Source organism: Spiroplasma floricola 23-6 (genome assembly GCF_002813555.1).
In the GTDB taxonomy this organism is placed as follows: Bacteria; Bacillota_I; Bacilli_A; order Mycoplasmatales; family Mycoplasmataceae; genus Spiroplasma_A; species Spiroplasma_A floricola.
Window position 1 is genome coordinate 376,820 of the sequence record NZ_CP025057.1, and the last position, 16,234, is coordinate 393,053.

The 16,234-nt window shown below is 24.9% G+C and carries 16 protein-coding genes and 1 tRNA gene; all 17 read left to right on the plus strand.

Features of this window, described 5'->3' with window-relative positions:
- Positions 1-13: 13 nt before the first annotated feature.
- Complete coding sequence (locus SFLOR_RS01780; RefSeq protein WP_100916383.1) at positions 14-1,705, plus strand: dicarboxylate/amino acid:cation symporter; 1,692 nt, start codon at positions 14-16, stop codon at positions 1,703-1,705.
- On the plus strand, positions 1,705-2,349 hold the full coding sequence (locus SFLOR_RS01785) for a lipoprotein (protein WP_100916384.1): 645 nt from the start codon (positions 1,705-1,707) through the stop codon (positions 2,347-2,349). Before SFLOR_RS01780 ends, SFLOR_RS01785 begins: the two co-directional genes overlap by 1 nt.
- 72 nt (positions 2,350-2,421) lie before the next feature.
- Positions 2,422-2,727, plus strand: coding sequence for a single-stranded DNA-binding protein (locus tag SFLOR_RS01790; RefSeq protein WP_100916385.1), 306 nt, complete (start codon positions 2,422-2,424; stop codon positions 2,725-2,727).
- Positions 2,727-3,482 carry a DNA-processing protein DprA gene (locus SFLOR_RS01795; protein ID WP_100916386.1) on the plus strand — a complete coding sequence of 252 codons (756 nt, stop codon included), beginning with the start codon at positions 2,727-2,729 and terminating at the stop codon, positions 3,480-3,482. The genes SFLOR_RS01790 and SFLOR_RS01795 overlap by 1 nt, the downstream gene beginning before the upstream one ends.
- Before the next feature lie 206 nt (positions 3,483-3,688).
- Complete coding sequence (locus SFLOR_RS01800; RefSeq protein ID WP_100916387.1) at positions 3,689-5,686, plus strand: ABC transporter ATP-binding protein; 1,998 nt, start codon at positions 3,689-3,691, stop codon at positions 5,684-5,686.
- A gap of 132 nt (positions 5,687-5,818) precedes the next feature.
- Positions 5,819-7,426: an ABC transporter ATP-binding protein/permease gene (locus SFLOR_RS01805; protein ID WP_100916388.1), complete on the plus strand. Its 1,608-nt coding sequence runs from the start codon at positions 5,819-5,821 to the stop codon at positions 7,424-7,426.
- An 80-nt stretch (positions 7,427-7,506) separates the two neighbouring features.
- Positions 7,507-8,826 carry a methylenetetrahydrofolate--tRNA-(uracil(54)-C(5))-methyltransferase (FADH(2)-oxidizing) TrmFO gene (gene trmFO / locus SFLOR_RS01810; RefSeq protein ID WP_100916389.1) on the plus strand — a complete coding sequence of 440 codons (1,320 nt, stop codon included), beginning with the start codon at positions 7,507-7,509 and terminating at the stop codon, positions 8,824-8,826.
- A 16-nt stretch (positions 8,827-8,842) separates the two neighbouring features.
- Positions 8,843-10,441 carry a hypothetical protein gene (locus SFLOR_RS01815; RefSeq protein ID WP_100916390.1) on the plus strand — a complete coding sequence of 533 codons (1,599 nt, stop codon included), beginning with the start codon at positions 8,843-8,845 and terminating at the stop codon, positions 10,439-10,441.
- Positions 10,442-10,493: 52 nt separating this feature from the next.
- Positions 10,494-10,570: transfer RNA gene (locus tag SFLOR_RS01820), tRNA-Arg, on the plus strand.
- A 92-nt stretch (positions 10,571-10,662) separates the two neighbouring features.
- Positions 10,663-11,430, plus strand: coding sequence for a GNAT family N-acetyltransferase (locus tag SFLOR_RS01825; protein WP_100916391.1), 768 nt, complete (start codon positions 10,663-10,665; stop codon positions 11,428-11,430).
- 29 nt (positions 11,431-11,459) lie between these two features.
- Positions 11,460-12,710, plus strand: coding sequence for a hypothetical protein (locus SFLOR_RS01830; RefSeq protein WP_100916392.1), 1,251 nt, complete (start codon positions 11,460-11,462; stop codon positions 12,708-12,710).
- 317 nt (positions 12,711-13,027) lie between these two features.
- Complete coding sequence (gene rpsP / locus SFLOR_RS06120) at positions 13,028-13,396, plus strand: 30S ribosomal protein S16 (protein ID WP_100916393.1); 369 nt, start codon at positions 13,028-13,030, stop codon at positions 13,394-13,396.
- A 2-nt stretch (positions 13,397-13,398) separates the two neighbouring features.
- Entirely contained in the window at positions 13,399-13,659 is a 261-nt protein-coding gene (locus SFLOR_RS01840) for a hypothetical protein (protein WP_100916394.1), read from the plus strand.
- Positions 13,652-14,146 carry a ribosome maturation factor RimM gene (rimM, locus tag SFLOR_RS01845; RefSeq protein WP_100916395.1) on the plus strand — a complete coding sequence of 165 codons (495 nt, stop codon included), beginning with the start codon at positions 13,652-13,654 and terminating at the stop codon, positions 14,144-14,146. Before SFLOR_RS01840 ends, rimM begins: the two co-directional genes overlap by 8 nt.
- Entirely contained in the window at positions 14,146-14,877 is a 732-nt protein-coding gene (gene trmD, locus SFLOR_RS01850) for a tRNA (guanosine(37)-N1)-methyltransferase TrmD (protein WP_100916396.1), read from the plus strand. Before rimM ends, trmD begins: the two co-directional genes overlap by 1 nt.
- A 2-nt stretch (positions 14,878-14,879) precedes the next feature.
- A complete protein-coding gene (rplS, locus tag SFLOR_RS01855; RefSeq protein ID WP_169919181.1) occupies positions 14,880-15,281 on the plus strand; it encodes a 50S ribosomal protein L19 in 402 nt (133 codons plus the stop codon).
- Positions 15,282-15,482: 201 nt separating this feature from the next.
- Positions 15,483-16,226, plus strand: coding sequence for a DUF3196 family protein (locus SFLOR_RS01860; protein ID WP_100916398.1), 744 nt, complete (start codon positions 15,483-15,485; stop codon positions 16,224-16,226).
- Positions 16,227-16,234: the final 8 nt, after the last annotated feature.

Sequence of the window (16,234 nt, forward strand, 5' to 3'; positions counted from 1 at the left end):
GGGGGAATTTAAAATGTTATTCTTGGCTGAAGATCAAGGACATAACTTGCTAAGAGATTTTTTGGCAATTAGTACATGACAATCACTTGTATCGATAACTTTGTTTATTTCATTACAAGTGGGTTTATGATTTTTTTTAAAAAAATATAAATTTGCTTTCATGTATAGAGTTATTTTAGGTATGGGAATTGGTTTATTATTCGGTATAATTTTACAATCTATTATAGGTTTTCCAAATTCAGATTCATTTGAAGAAATATCAAAACCTTGAAATGAACTATATTGAATATATGAACTAAATATTTGAGCATCATTCTTTAAAAATATATTTATTAATGGAGTTTACTTATTAACTGTACCTATTGTATTCATAGCAATTTTTAAAATTACTTCTAAACCTGGAGAAACAGGATTAGGAAGAATTACAGCAAAAGGAATTGCTTTATTATTATTTAATGTCGCTGTAATGTTTACAGTAACATTTTTTATTGGAATATTACTAAAAGTTGGGCAAGGATTTAATTTAGCTTCGGACAACTCAGTGTCTGGAAGAGATAATGTGCCATTACCTCAAATTATTTGAGAGTATATTCCAAACAATATTGTTGGAACATTAGCTAAAAACTCAATTATTCCTGTAATGGTTGTAGGTGCTTTAGCTGGTGGAAGTGTAAAAATTTTGTCAAAAAGAAAACAAGTTGAAATGGAAGCTATTAGAAAAGCTATGAATACAGGATGAGATGTAATGATGTCAATCCTAATGACATTTATGAAAATAATGCCATTGGCTGTAATGTCTATGATTACTGTTTCAATTACTTCAAGACCAATTGGTTCATTAGTTACAATTGGAAAAGTAATTGGTGTTGGATATTTAGGAGTAGTTATTGCTCTAGGTCTGTTAACACTAGAAGTTTTCTTAAGTGGAGTAAAAATAGGAGCTTGATGAAAAAAAGCATGAAGACCTTTAGTTCAAGGTTTTTCAACGCAGTCTTCAAATGCTTCATTGCCAATTGCGATGGAAACATTAACAGAAGATATGAAAATTAATGGAAAAGCAGCAAATACTATTCAACCAATATCTACAACAATGGGATTGATAGCTTGTGCTGGTGTACAATCTGGATTAGCAACAAGTATTTTATGAACTGGAGATACAGCTGGAGTAGTACAAGGAATGGGATTATTTACATTCTTTATTATTGCTTTATTTGTAACTGTTGTTGCTTCACTTGGAATTGCAGGAGTTCCTGGAACTGCTACTGTTGTTACAGTTGGAGTTTTAGGTGGAATGGGATTTGGAGGATTTGCAGGAAGTGTTCTTGCAGTTATTGCACCTTTAGATGGACTATTTGATATGGGAAGAACTGGTGCAAATGTTGTTGGAGGAGTTGCCACAGCAACAATTGTGGCTAAATCTGAAGGATTAATAGAAGAAGACTCTGATTTGTTAAATGAAAAGGGATTACAAACTCAAAGAAGAATTCTTGCAAAACATAAAGCAAAAGATGATTACATTCAATCAATTAATTCTATTAGATCTATTGCTTCAAAAGAACTCAAAAATAAGGAATTATCTTCTGACAATAAAAACAAAATATCTATCAAATTAAAAGAAGATATTAAAGAACAACAGGAAAAATATAAATTAGCAATAAAATCATTAAAAGAAGAAAAAAATAAATCTAAGGAGGCTAAAAAATAATGAAAAAAATATTATCTATTTTAGCAGCTGTTAGTATAACTGGAACAACTTCTAGTTTAGTTGTTGCTTGTTCTGAACCAGAAACTGTATTAAAAACTATTGAATTTGATAAAGAACAAGATAACGAAATAAAAGAATTTGATACTTTAACAATAAAAGTTAAAAATAGAAGTAAATTAACTGGTTTATCTATTACTACATCTGGAAATATTACAGCAACTCTTGGTGGAAAAAATAATGATGAAATTAGTGTTAAAGCTGGAAAATATCAAGAACCTTCAAAAAATGAAGGTAATAAAATTGATAATTCAAAAAATGAAGCGTCTTTAACATTAACAGCTAAAAATGCATATACAGAAATTATTAATTTTACAATTGCAAAAAATGATGAAGCTTATAAAGAAATTAAACTTTCTGAATATAACCCTGAATTCAAAGTTGGAGAAGAAAAAGAAATTATTATAGATAATTATTCAGAATTAGTAAATTTCAAAGTTACAGCTAATAGTACTAAAAACATTGCTTATAAACTAGTTAATAATAAGCTTAAGTTTAAAGCAAAGTCAGAGGGATCAATAAGCTTAATACTATCTGCAAATAATGCTAAGGAATCAAAAACCATTGAATTAAAATCAACAAAATAATTACTGAAAAGTAATTATTTTTTTATTTTTTTAAAACTATTAACGATATTAATATGTGGGAGGAATAAAAAAATGAATAATGTGACTATTATAGGACAAATTGAGGGAAATCCTCAAATTGTTTTTAACTCAAAAGATGGAGTAAAAAAACTGTATAAATTTATTTTGAAAGTACCAAGAAATTATAAAACTAAATCAGGAGAATTAATTGATGATTTTATTAATGTAAAAGTTTGGTCTAATGTATTGGGGGATGAATATGAATATTTTGATCAATCATATATTGGCATTGAGGGAAGATTAGTTTCATTTGGAAATACTGAAAATAACAATTATGGAAATGAATTAGTGGCAAGCAAAGTGATTCTTTTAAACTAATGGAAAATGTTTTATTATACTTTTCACTAAAATATAATGGTAATTGAGATAAAATTTATCATGCTTTAGATACTAAAGAAAAAATAACTCATAAGAATTTAGAAGATGTTAAAAATAAAATAGATAGTGACTTCATTACAATATTAAGTCCTTTATATCCAAATTATTTAAAAAATACTCATAAACCACCTTTTGTAATATTTTATAAAGGTGATATTTCATTACTTTCAAAATATCACAAAACTATTGCAATTGTGGGAGGCCAAGAAGTGGATGAATATGGTATTAAAAATATTGAATTTTTTATGCAAGATTTAAGTTTGGAAAATATAGTATTTTCAACTATTGAAAATGATGGAGTTAATAATGAAGTTTTAAATAACTCTTTTAAAAATAACTATAAAATAATTAAAATAATTGAAGAAAGTATGAAAGATTATCTTAAACGAACTGTTGATTTACCAGAAAAAAGTAATTTTTTAGCAATCACAGAAGTATATGAATCAGAATATTCAATTAATGATAAATTCATTGAATATTCTAATAGAATGCTTTGTGGAGTTTCCAAGGGAATTGTCTTTGTTCAATTTAAAAATAATGATCCAATAAATAAGCTATTTAATTTTGCAGTAAATGAGGGAAAAGATGTTTTTGCAATACCACATGCTCTTTTTTCTAAAGATGGAACTAACAAGTTGATAAAAAATGGAGCAAAATTAATAGAAAATGCAAAAGATATACTAAATGAAATTTAATAATGATATAATTTATTTGTGATAGAGATATCACGCTTGTAGGGCGAAAGCCTAAAAAACTAAGTATAAATTAACTAATCATTTTATTCCCGACACACAAATGATAAGAATAATTTTAATTTAAGAGATATTTTATATCTCTTTTTTTTGTTTTTTTAATGTATAATTTTTAAGATATTTATAAGAAAAAAGGTGAAAAAATATAAATGGCTAAAACAAAACAAAAGGATAATTTTCAAGAAGTGATTCCTCAAAATAAAGGTTCTATGCCTGAATTTAAAACAAAAAGAAGTGGTAAATCATTTTTTGCAATTATCTCTCATTACATAAAAAGACATCCAATGATAGGTGTATTTTTAGTAATACTTACTTTGGCTTCTTCAATTACTAGTGTACTAAGTCCGAAAATAATTGAAAATATAATGACTGTTTTAACAGCTCCAACTGGTTTAAATAAGGATTGACCAGGTCTAGAAAATGGATGAGAAAATGCAAATATTTCATCAATTCAAGAGGCACTTAATAGTATTCATAATGCTAGAAATACTCTTTTAGTAACTGTTAAAGGTGAACCAGGTAGTTACTTCTTTACAACAGGGCTTTTTGGTCTTGATTTGCGTTGACAAGATTGAATTTATGTTCAATTAGGTCTATTTGGTTCATTGGCAATATTTACATTTGCTTCAAACTTCCTTGCAGGAATTATGGGTAAAAATATTGAAATTGAATTAAGAAACAAAGCACTTGAAAAATTAGTTAAACAAGATATGAGTTATTACTCAGATAAAAAAATTGGTGAAATTTTAACAAAAATTGTATCTGATACACAAATTATTGGTGATCAAGCACAGCAAGTACCAGTTACAATGATGAGTGCAGCATTTACATTCTTTGGAGCATTAATTATGATGTTTACAATTAATGTTTATTTAACAGTAGTTGTAATAGTTACTATGGCAATTATTGTTACTTCAATTTTCTCTACATTTGGAGTGGTTAAAAAAGCTGCTTTAAAAACAAGAGATTCAATTACAAACATTAACGGAGATGTAACTGACAGAATTGCAACAGTTAGATTGATTAAAGCTTCAGGAACAGAAAACTATGAAACTGAAAGATTTAAAGAAATTCACAAAGATTACTTTAAAAAATCAAGTAGTTTAATAAAATTACAATCAACAGTTATTACAGTTTTAGTAGCAGGGGTAAGTTCAATTCAGATGATTATTGTTATAGCAGCAGCTATAAAATGACATAATGAACCAGGAACTCTTTCAATAGTTTTAACAGCATTTATTTCTTCAGTTGGGACAATGGTAGGTCCAATTATGCAAGTTGCTAGATTACAAGCTGGATTAATAATGGCATCAACTTCTGCTGTTAGAATAGAAGAAATTCTTGGAGCAAAATCAAGAATTGATCCTCACTATGATCCTAGTGAAGGAATTCATATTGAAAATATTGACAAAGATATTATTTTTAAAGATGTTGAATTTAGATATCCTGAAAAACCAGAAAAAGTAATTATTCCTAAATTTTCATTTACATTTGAACATGGTAAATCATATGCATTTGTTGGAGAAACTGGAGCAGGGAAATCAACAATTGCAAAACTTTTATTAAGATTTTATGACCCATATAAAGGTAATGTTTTAATTAATGAAAAATATGATTTAAAAGAAGTTAATTTGGCAAGTTACTTAGATAAAGTTGGTTATGTTGAACAAGAACCTCAAATTCTATTTGGAGATGTTTTAGATAACATTAAATATGGGAGATTTGATGCAACAGATGAAGAAGCAATTGAAGCTGCTAAGTTGGCTGAATTACATGATTTAGTTATGACTTGACCTGAAGGATATAAAACAATTCTTGGTGAAAGAGGATTTATGTTATCAGGGGGTCAAAAACAAAGACTTGTTATTGCAAGAATGTTCTTGAAAGATCCACAATTATTAATTTTAGATGAAGCAACAAGTGCTTTAGATAATATTGTAGAAAAAGAAATTCAAGCAAAATTAGATAGTTTAATGAAAGGTAGAACAACTGTTACTATCGCTCATAGATTAAGTACTATTAAAAATGTTGATCAAATTATTGTTCTTGCACCAGAAAAAGGTATTGCTCAGGTGGGAACTTTTAGTGAATTAAAAAATAAAGATGGACATTTTAAAAAACTATATGATGCAGGTCTTATGGGATAAAAAGTAAAGCTTTTAAAGTTTTACTTTTTTTATTAAAATATTTTTAACTTTTCTTTTATAGATTTACTAAAATTTTTTTAGTATATTATAGAAAAGTAGACAATTTTTAAAGTCATAGAAAGTGTAAATAAAATGATAAATGATGAAAAAATAATAGATAATAAAAAACCACAAATCGATGAAAATAGAGCATTAGTTGAAATTATAAATGTATCAAAAGTTTATAAAAATAAAAAAGCTCTAGATGATGTTAGCTTAATTATTAATCCAGGAGATAGAATTGGAGTAATTGGACCTAATGGTGGGGGTAAATCTACATTAAGTGAAATTATTGGTGGAATTAGAAAACCAACAACAGGGAAAGTTACTAGACAAGAAAATATGACTCTGGGTTTACAATTTCAAGAATCAAAATATCCAATTGGTATAACAGTTTTAGATATGATTAAGTATTATTTAGAGACTTTTAATATTCCAATGACAGAAGAAAATTTAAATGAAATTTTAAAAAAATTTCAAATAGATAGTTTTAAAAAGAAATTTTTAGAAGGATTAAGTGGAGGACAACAACAAAGAGTAAATATTCTTTTAAGTTTAATTCATAATCCCGATTTAGTTATTTTTGATGAAATTTCAACTGGTCTTGATATTGAAGTTAGAAGTGAAATCTTTGATGCAATTAAAGAGAATGTTATAAATAAAAATAAAGCAATGATTTTAGTTACTCATATGATGAGCGAAATTGAAGAACTTTGTGAGAAATATATTTATATTCATAATGGTGTGATTAAAGAAAGAGGTCTTGTAAAAGATTTAGTAGCAAAATACGGATCAGTTCATAATTTCACATGAAAAAAATTTAAAGAAGAAAAAGCCCATGATATGGAATCTATATCAGAGGTACCTAATAAAAAAAGTAAAAATAGACTTGATAGAATAATAAACAGTGAAAAAGATAAAGGTAAAAATATACCTTTAATAAAATTATTATTGAAATATTACTATAAAGGTTTTGCAGTTCCTTTTTTCTTATTTTTCTTTCCACTAATTTTATTATTCTTAGAGGGATTTGTCTTTAAAATGATGCCAGTGGTTGAAGGTCAAGCAAAATGAACTTTATTACATAATTTAATAGGTTCTCTAGCACTTATGCAAATAATATCAGTTGGTATTTTTATAGTTCCACAAACGATTTTAGAATTTAAAAATAGTGTTCTTATGAAAAGGATAGGAGCTACAAATATAAAACCAATTTTCTTTATATTGACTGTTGTTCTTATGGGGATATTCTTTATGATAATTGGTTTCTTATGAACTTTACTTTGAGCTGGAATAATGTTTGGAAATGAATTTGGTTGAGCTAATGTTGCTTTACCATATCAAATTGGTGAATCTTTACCTTTCTTATTGTTAACTTTAGTTCAATCAGTATCATTAGGAATGTTACTAGCAAGTATTTTTAAATCAACAACAACTTATATTGCTGTTTCAAATGTTCTTTATATGCCTATAGCATTTTTAAGTGGATCATTTATTCCAATTGATTTAATTATGGCAAGTAGTGTTTTAAAATATGCCACTTATTTGAATATATTTAAATATTGTATGGATCCATTTATAAGTGCTTGAGCAGGAAGATTTGTCTTCAATGTAACTACAGGAGTTTATCTTGGTGTTTCTCTTGCTATGGTTACTGCATTCACACTAGGAGCTTCATTCAAACTTAAATGAGAGTCATAATAGAGATAAATTTTTAAAATTAAATGAACTTAACAGTTCTTATTTAATTTTTTAAATTTATTTTTTGTTATAATCAATAAATGGAAAAAATAGTTAATATAATTGGAGCAGGTCTTTCAGGATGTGAAGCAGCTTATCAATTATCAAAAAGAAATATAAAAGTAAAATTATATGAAAAAAAATCTATTGAAAGGAATCCTGTTCAAAAATTAGATTATTTTGCAGAATTAGTTTGTTCAAATACTTTAAGATCTACAGATTTAAAAAATGCTGTAGGTACTCTTAAAGATGAAATGAGAATGTTTGATTCATTAATAATAAAGGCAGCAGAATTTGCTCAAATTCCAGCTGGAGGAAGTCTAGCAGTTGATAGAGATAAATTTTCAAAATATATTACTGATACAATGAAAAATGACAATAATATTGAAGTTATTGAAAAAGAATATACAAAAATTAATAAAAATGAAATAACTTTAATTGCATCAGGACCACTAACAAGTGAGAATTTGCAACTTGAAATTGCTTCGTTAATTGGTGAAGATTATTTTTATTTTTTTGACGCAGTGGCACCAATTATTACAAAAGATTCTATTGATATGAGTATTGCTTTTAGAAAAAACAGATATGAAAAAGGAGAGACACAAGATTATATAAATTGTCCTATGAATAAAGAACAATATGAGTTATTTTATAATGAACTTGTAAATGCACAATTAGCTCCAGTTCATTTAGAATCAGAAAAAAATTTAAAATATTTTGAAGGATGTATGCCTATTGAAGTTATGGCTAAAAGAGGTTTTGATACATTAACTTTTGGTCCTTTAAAACCTGCTGGACTTAGAAATTTAGATGGAAGCAATAATTTTGCAGTAGTTCAATTAAGACAAGATAATGCAGCAGATAATTTATATAACTTTGTTGGTTTTCAAACAAATTTAACATGATCTGAACAAAAAAGAGTATTTAGATTAATTCCTGGATTAGAAAAAGCTAATTTTGTAAGATATGGAGTTATGCATCAAAATAACTTTATTAATTCACCAAAACTTTTAAATGAATTTAATCAATTAAAATCAAATCCAAATATTTTCTTTGCGGGACAAATAACAGGAGTTGAAGGCTATGTTGAATCAACTTCTTCAGGAATAATTGCAGCAATTAATATAGCAAGAATGTTAAAAAATAAAGAACTTAAAAAATTTCCAAAAGATAGTGTAATGGGAGCATTACAAAATTATATAATTTCAACTGACTCTAAAAATTTTCAACCTATGAAAGCAAATTGAAGTATTGTTGAAAATTTAGAAATTAAGTTTAAAATTAAAAAAGAAGAAAAGAAAGAACTTTATTCAAATAGAGCAATAAATTCAATGAAAGAATTTATTAAAACTTTATTTTAACAAATGAAAGGCGAAAATGAAAGAAATTGATAAGCAAAGCATTTTTTGATTTGGATTACACAATTTAGTTCAAGAAAATGCTCAATTAAAATATTATATTACTACTCAAAAAGAACTTATTTATAACTTATATCCAGTAGTTTATTTAGGTGTTATTCAATATTCTCTATATAGAGGAATTGTTTTAGAAGAAATACCTCTAGAAGATAGTAATTCTTATACTGACTATATTTTAGAAAGATATGAAGAAATTTATAAAATAAGATATAGATTTGTTAAAGATAAACCTAAAAAGGCTAATTTGAAGGATATAGAAACATATCAACTATGTGAAGAAATAATTTCAGATTTATTGCTCCCTTATATAAATGAATATTGCTTTAGAACATATGATATGTGAAAAAACTTAGTTCAAGCATATATAAGAGAATGTACAATAAATTATGAATATGATATAAACCATAAATCAGATGATGGAAAAACAAAAACCTCAATGCTTTATCCTTTTTTCTTCACTTTAAGTTTAATTGCTATAGAAGAGAAACAAGGTTTATATCAAAGAATTGAAAAATGTTATAAAAAGGAAGTTCTTTTAAGAAAATTTAATTCAGGAAGAGAATGAAAAGAAAAGGAATTAGATTATTTATCTGAGACATATGAATTAATAAAAAATGATGAAGAGTGACTATTATTTTTAAGTAACTTTTCATCATCAAAATGAGATAATTTTGATTTAAAAGAGAGATTTAAAGCTTTATTTCAATTGACAAAACTAACAACAATACTAATGAAAGATGAAATTAGTGCAGTTACTATGCTTGATGATGGAGAAGAGTTATTTGATCAAGTTAAAAATTATTTACCATTGTTTATTTTTGAAGATAAGATATTCAAAAAGGAAAATGAGCTTAAAAGAGATTTAAAAAACTCAGAAATAAAAGTATTGTCACCTTTTGCAAATCAAAACATAAATATAGAGGTTTTAATTCCATATATTGAAACAAAAGGAGAAAGATTTGTAAATTATAATAAAGCTACTTTAGTAAGAACTTCAGAAATTATATATACTGTTCTTGCAAAATTAAGATTGATATTATTAATTCACGAATATTTACCTAGTTTGATTGATTCTAGAATATGGCCAAAGAAAAAATTATTTGTGGATGTTCTTAATTTATTTGAAGAGCAAAAAGAGGGTAAATTTAAAAGAATTTTGGATGTTGAAAATTTATTAGTATCAGATTTTTTGATTACAGAAGATAATATTAATGAAGTTTTGGAGTTGAAGTATACAAATATTGAAGATTTTTATAATAAAGCTTTTTTTTATAAAATAGGAAAGATTATGAGTTTAATGTTGGGTGTTGAAAGTACAACAGCATCTAAAATGAACTATGATTTAGGTGAACTATTTAAAAATATAATAATTTTAATGGGACCTCATCCTCTTGATCATACAGTTCAAACCAATGAAGTTATTGAAAAATTATACTCAAATTTTAAAAATATGTGTTTTGATTATGAAAAAATGTTTGAAAATAATATACAAAAATCAAAAAACTATATCTCTAATCTAGAATTACCTTTAAAATTATTAAGATGAAAAAAAGATTAAAAATAAATAGTATTATTTAAAAAAATTTGCTATTATTATTTTGTCTTATTTTGCCCACGTAGCTCAGTAGGATAGAGCATGCGCCTTCTAAGCGTAGGGTCAGAAGTTCGAATCTTCTCGTGGGCGCCATTAAGAAAAATAGATACTAGTTTGTGAACTAGTATTTTTTTTATAATTTTGTAATATAATAGAGAGTAGAATGAAAATCTAGGAGCAAAAATATGAAATTAAAATACAATCATAAAATTTCAAATAATAATAAATATGATTTGATAGCAACAACCTACTTAAGCTATTTTGTAGATCCAGTTTACAATCATTTCAACAGAATAAAATTAGATAATTTTGAAATATTAGAGTGTGATAATCATTCAAATGCAATTGTTACAAGTAATTGAAATTATAAAGAAAATTTTTCACGGGAACTAAAAAAATATGAACCAAAGTATTTAATTAATTTCACTGAAAAAGCTTATAACAATCAACCTCTAGAAAATATTAAATTTAAAGGTAATTACAAGTTTATGGAATTAAATTTAAATAAGATTAAAAGATTTAGTAATTATGAAATTAAAAATACTGAATTTCTAAAATTAGAAAATAAAAAAGAATTAGACTCGTTTGTAAAAATAATAGCAGAAGTATTTAGTGATGAAGTAAGTGACTCTAATAAGTTTTATGGAATTTTTGATGAATATCAGCAAATTAGTGAATTATTTGTTGTCAAATATAACAATGAAATTGTTGGTACAGGGCATTTAACTCATTTTGATAACAAGTGTACAATTGTTGATGATATTGCAATTAGTGAAAAAGCAAGAGGAAAAGGTATTGCAACATTTTTAATGAAATCGCTTATAAATTGGTCAATGGAAAAAAACCAAAATGAGCTTTATTTATTTGGAAGTGATGATGCTTTTAATATTTACAAAAAGTTGGGTTTCAAAGAAGATAAGTTTTGACTTGAACAATTTCAATTTAATTATTAATCCATAAAAGAAAAGTTAGGAATGAAGATATGAAAAAGTTTAGTATACAATTAGTATTTATATGTGTGTTATTTTTTATGTATTACTTTTATAATGCATGAGTAAATAGTTTGGATAAAACAGATTTGATGTTTCAATTATTTGATCCATTTAAGTTAATATTACTAGGTATGATTTTTACTGTAATTTATGGTGCTATTAAAAATCTATTATTTTCTAGATTTGTTAATTTAAAAAGTTATAGAAAAAATTTAAGAAATAATATATTGTTTGAATTTGAAAACACAATAACTTACATTCAAGGTTTGAAAAAAATTATTGATCATAATGATGTTTTAGAAGCAAAAAAAGCTTTAAAACATTTTAAAACAATTAGTTATAAACCCATTTATCTTTCAGATTTTATGGAGGTTTTAGCAAATGCACTATTAATGGAAAAAGATATTTCCGTATATAGTAATTCTGTTGAAGTAATTCTGGAAAATATTAATACCAATTTTAAATTGGAGAGAGAAAGAACTCTTAAAAATCAAAAGGGAATGATGGAAATCAAAATGTCTGAATCTTATTTTACAAATAGTAGTTGAGATTCAATCAAATATAATTTAGCTTTAAATAATCTGGACAATAGTAAATCAAGTAGATGAAAAATCTCAAGTTTATATATTTCTAAATTTAAAAACTCATTGTTTATATCATTTATGATAAATACTTTAATTTTTGCTTTTGTAGGAATTGGAATGTATTTAAATAAAACAGCTGTTAATAATTATGTATTTGTAGGTTTTATTGCCTCATTACTTATAATTGCTATGGTTCATTATAATGTTTCAATATTTATGTCTTCTAAAAAAATGGATATAAATATCTATTGAAGTCATTTACTTGTTTATTATTTAATAATTACAATAATATTTGCAAATATTATTTTAAATATAGTATTTTTCCCAAAAGTTTCACCTGATCAAGAAAGTAAAGAGGCTCCATGATATAATTCTGAATTACTTAATTTTTTAAAAAATTTACTTTATATTGTATTTTCAACAATGTTATTAACATATGTTTTTGGTGGTCTTTTAGAGTTACTTGAAAATAGTAAATTTAATTGAAAAAACTCTATTGAAGCTTTTATATTACCATTAGTTATATTTATAACTACTTTAGTTATAAATATATTGTCAATTAAAAGTGATGATAACAGCTTATATATTATAAATTTTGCTATATTAATATTATTTTGAGTTTTTATAGGTATATGAAATAAATTTTTCTCAAAATAATTAAAACTTAAAAATATTTTTAAAAAACTAAAATTTTATATTAAATAAAATCATTTAGCATAAAGTCTATAAAGACTTTAATATTAAAAGGTTATGAAAAGAAGTATACATACTAAAATTTGTTATAAGTGTAAATTAAAAATTGAAGAAAGAGAGGAATATAAATATTTTGAAGAGGAAGATATTTTTTCTAATAGAGTAATATTTTATGCTCACGAAGAATGTTTAAAATAAGTTTGTTAAGTAATTTAACTTGACAAACTTATTTTTTAATTTATTATTATTAATGTTATTAAATAGAAATAAAAGGAGGAAACATGGTTAAATTAAGATTAAAAAGAGCTGGTAAAAAAAGAGCCGCATTTTATAGAATTGTTGCTTCTGACGCTCGTGTTAAACGTGATGGAGAATATATAGAATTAATTGGAACTTATAATCCAATTAATGGTGAAGTAAATGTTCAAAAAGAAATAGCATTAAAATGATTGCAACAAGGTGCTCAACCAACAGATACTGTAAGAAATATTCTTTCAAAAGAAGGTGTTATGACTGATTTACACAATGTTAAATTAGCAAATAAAAACTCACAACCTAAAAAAGAAAAAGTTGCTAAAAAACCTGCAGCTAAAAAAGCAACTAGTGCAGCTAAAAAACCTGCAGCTAAAAAAGCGGTTTCTGCAGAATAATTATGAAAGATATTTTTAAAATATTAGATGAATTGTTAAAAAATATTATTCCTGTTGAAATTAAATATGTTTTCAAGGAAAAATATGAAACTGATCAAAAGTACGAATTCATATTATTAATTGAGAAAAGAGATTCTATTCTTTTTAAAGATAAAAAAACAGAAAATCTTGCTGAATCTATTACTAATATTTGCAATTCGCAAGCGTCAACTTTTTCTAAAAAGATAGCTATAGATTTAGAGGTATTAGAATCATATGCTTAATAATCTAAAAAAAATAGGAAAAATTGTTGGAACACATGGTTTAAAAGGTGAAATAAAATTTAAATTAGAAAATAATTTTATTCTTACTGGTGATTTTCTAAATCAACAAATATTTCTAGAAAATAGTTTGAAAAATTTAGATGTGTTTGAAGTTAAGAAATCTTATTTCTTAAATAAAAAGCATATAATTGCTCTTGAAAATATAACAAGTATTGATAGTGCTCAAAAATTAGTAAATAATATTGTTTATGTTAAAAAAGATTCTGAATTTATTGAAGAGGCATTTAGCTATATAGATTTTAAATGCTTTTACAATAATAAACTTTATGGAAAAGTTATTGATGAAATGTTTAATGGAGCACAAGATTTAATTAAATTAAAAACTGAAAATAAAGAATTTTGAATTCCTTGCGTTGATTTTTATCTGGAAAAAATTGATGTAGTCAATAAAGAAATATATTTAAAAGAAATTGAGGTTTTACTATAATTAAATTTTCAATTATTACTTTATTTCCAAATTTAATTAATTCATATATATCAGAGTCAATTATTAAAAAGGCAATTGAAAAAAATAGTATTGAAGTTGAAATTATCAATATTAGAGATTATACAAATTTTAAACACAATCAAGTTGATGACTATCAATTTGGTGGGGGCAAAGGTATGGTTCTAATGGTTGAACCAGTTGTAAATGCAATTGAAAGTTGTAAAAAAGAAAACAGTTTAGTTATTTTAACAAGTCCCCAAGGAAAAACTTGGAATCAAAATCTTGCAAGAGAGTATGCTTTAAACAAAGAACATATAATACTGATTTGTGGTCATTATGAAGGCTTTGATGAAAGAATTCTTGAATATGTAGATTTAGAATTATCAATTGGAGATTACGTTTTAACAGGGGGAGAAATTGCAAGTATAGTAATTTTAGATTCAATAACAAGACTAATTGATGGAGTTATTGCAAAAGATTCTCATTTAAATGACAGTTTTGAAAATAATTTATTGGACCATCCAGTTTATACTAAGCCTATTGAATTTAGAGGAAAAATTGTTCCAGAAGTTTTAACAAGTGGCCATCATGCAAATATTGAAAAATATCGTCAAGAAGGTAGATTAAAAAATACTTTAATAAAAAGACCAGATCTTTTAAAAAAAAGTAAATTATCAAAAGCAGACTTAGAATTTATTGAAAAATTAAGAAAAGTGAAAGGAGAAAATTAATTATGAATATGTTAACAAAGAACACAAAAGCTTTAATTGATGAACAATTAAATAATAATCTTCCAAATTTTACATCAGGAGATACTATTAAAGTTAATGTAAAAATTAAAGAGGGAGAAAAATATCGTATCCAAGCATTTGAAGGTGTAGTTATTAAAACTCAAGGAAGTGGAATTTCATACTCAGTATGTGTAAGAAAAAACTCAAATGGTGTTTTTGTTGAAAGAACATTTCCAGTTCATTCACCAATTATTGAATCAATTGAAATTATTAAACGTGGACGTGTAAGAAGAGCAAGAATTTATTATATAAGAAAATTATCAGGTAAAGCTGCACGTATTAAAGAAGTTATTAATAATAAAACAAAAGATACTAGTTCAATGAAAAAAGCAGTTAAAAAATAAGCAATAGCTTATTTTTTTTTATGCTTCTTAAAAAACTTATATGCTATAATTTTTTAGTTGTATAAGTTTTTTTGTTTTTTAATAATAATGGATTATCAATTATCTTCAATAAAATATTAAAAAACTTAATCGTAGTTTCCATCTTATTTAATGTAAAGGCTAATTAAAAAAGGTAAAATATAATATATCAAGAGGTGAAATATGAAAAATTATTATGATGAAACATTAGAAAAAATTGAAGAAGCTGAAGAGCAAAATAATTTGCAAGAAGCTTTTAGAATAATTTCAGAAGAATTAAATGCACCATATATACCTCAAGATTTTTTAGAAAAACTACAAAAAATAGAAATTAGATTAATAGAAAAAGCAAATCTAAATAAAAGTAATTCATTTAATTGAAACATTGATAAAGTTTTAGAAGCAATGTCTAAAAAACTGAATCAAGATGTTCAATTAATGGCTTTTGATGCTCTCAGAGGATTAAATGCAAGACTTATTATTAATGATATAAAAGAGTATTTGCAAAATACCGAAATCAAACCAGAATATAAAAGTTTTTTAATATTAGTTTTAATTGAACAAGCAATAGATGAAGAATTAATTGTGAAAAAAAACAATCAAAGTATTTTAATTAACCCTTTAAAATATGACTTATTAAAAGCGCAACAAGTTTTTAAAGATTTAGAATTAAAAATGGAACAAGTTGTATATTATAGTAATCCAAGTTTATTTAATATTTGCGAAAATATAGCAAATACTTATTTTTATCATGTTTTTCCAATATTTAATTTGGAAGAGAGTAATTTAAATGATTTAGCAATGGCTATAATTATGAAAGCATCAAATTCACTTGGTTTAGAATGAAATGAAAAACTAGAATTAAAATTAAATTTTAATAAAGAAAATACAATGTTATTATTAAATGAGTTGAATGAAATTATTTAAAAGAGGAA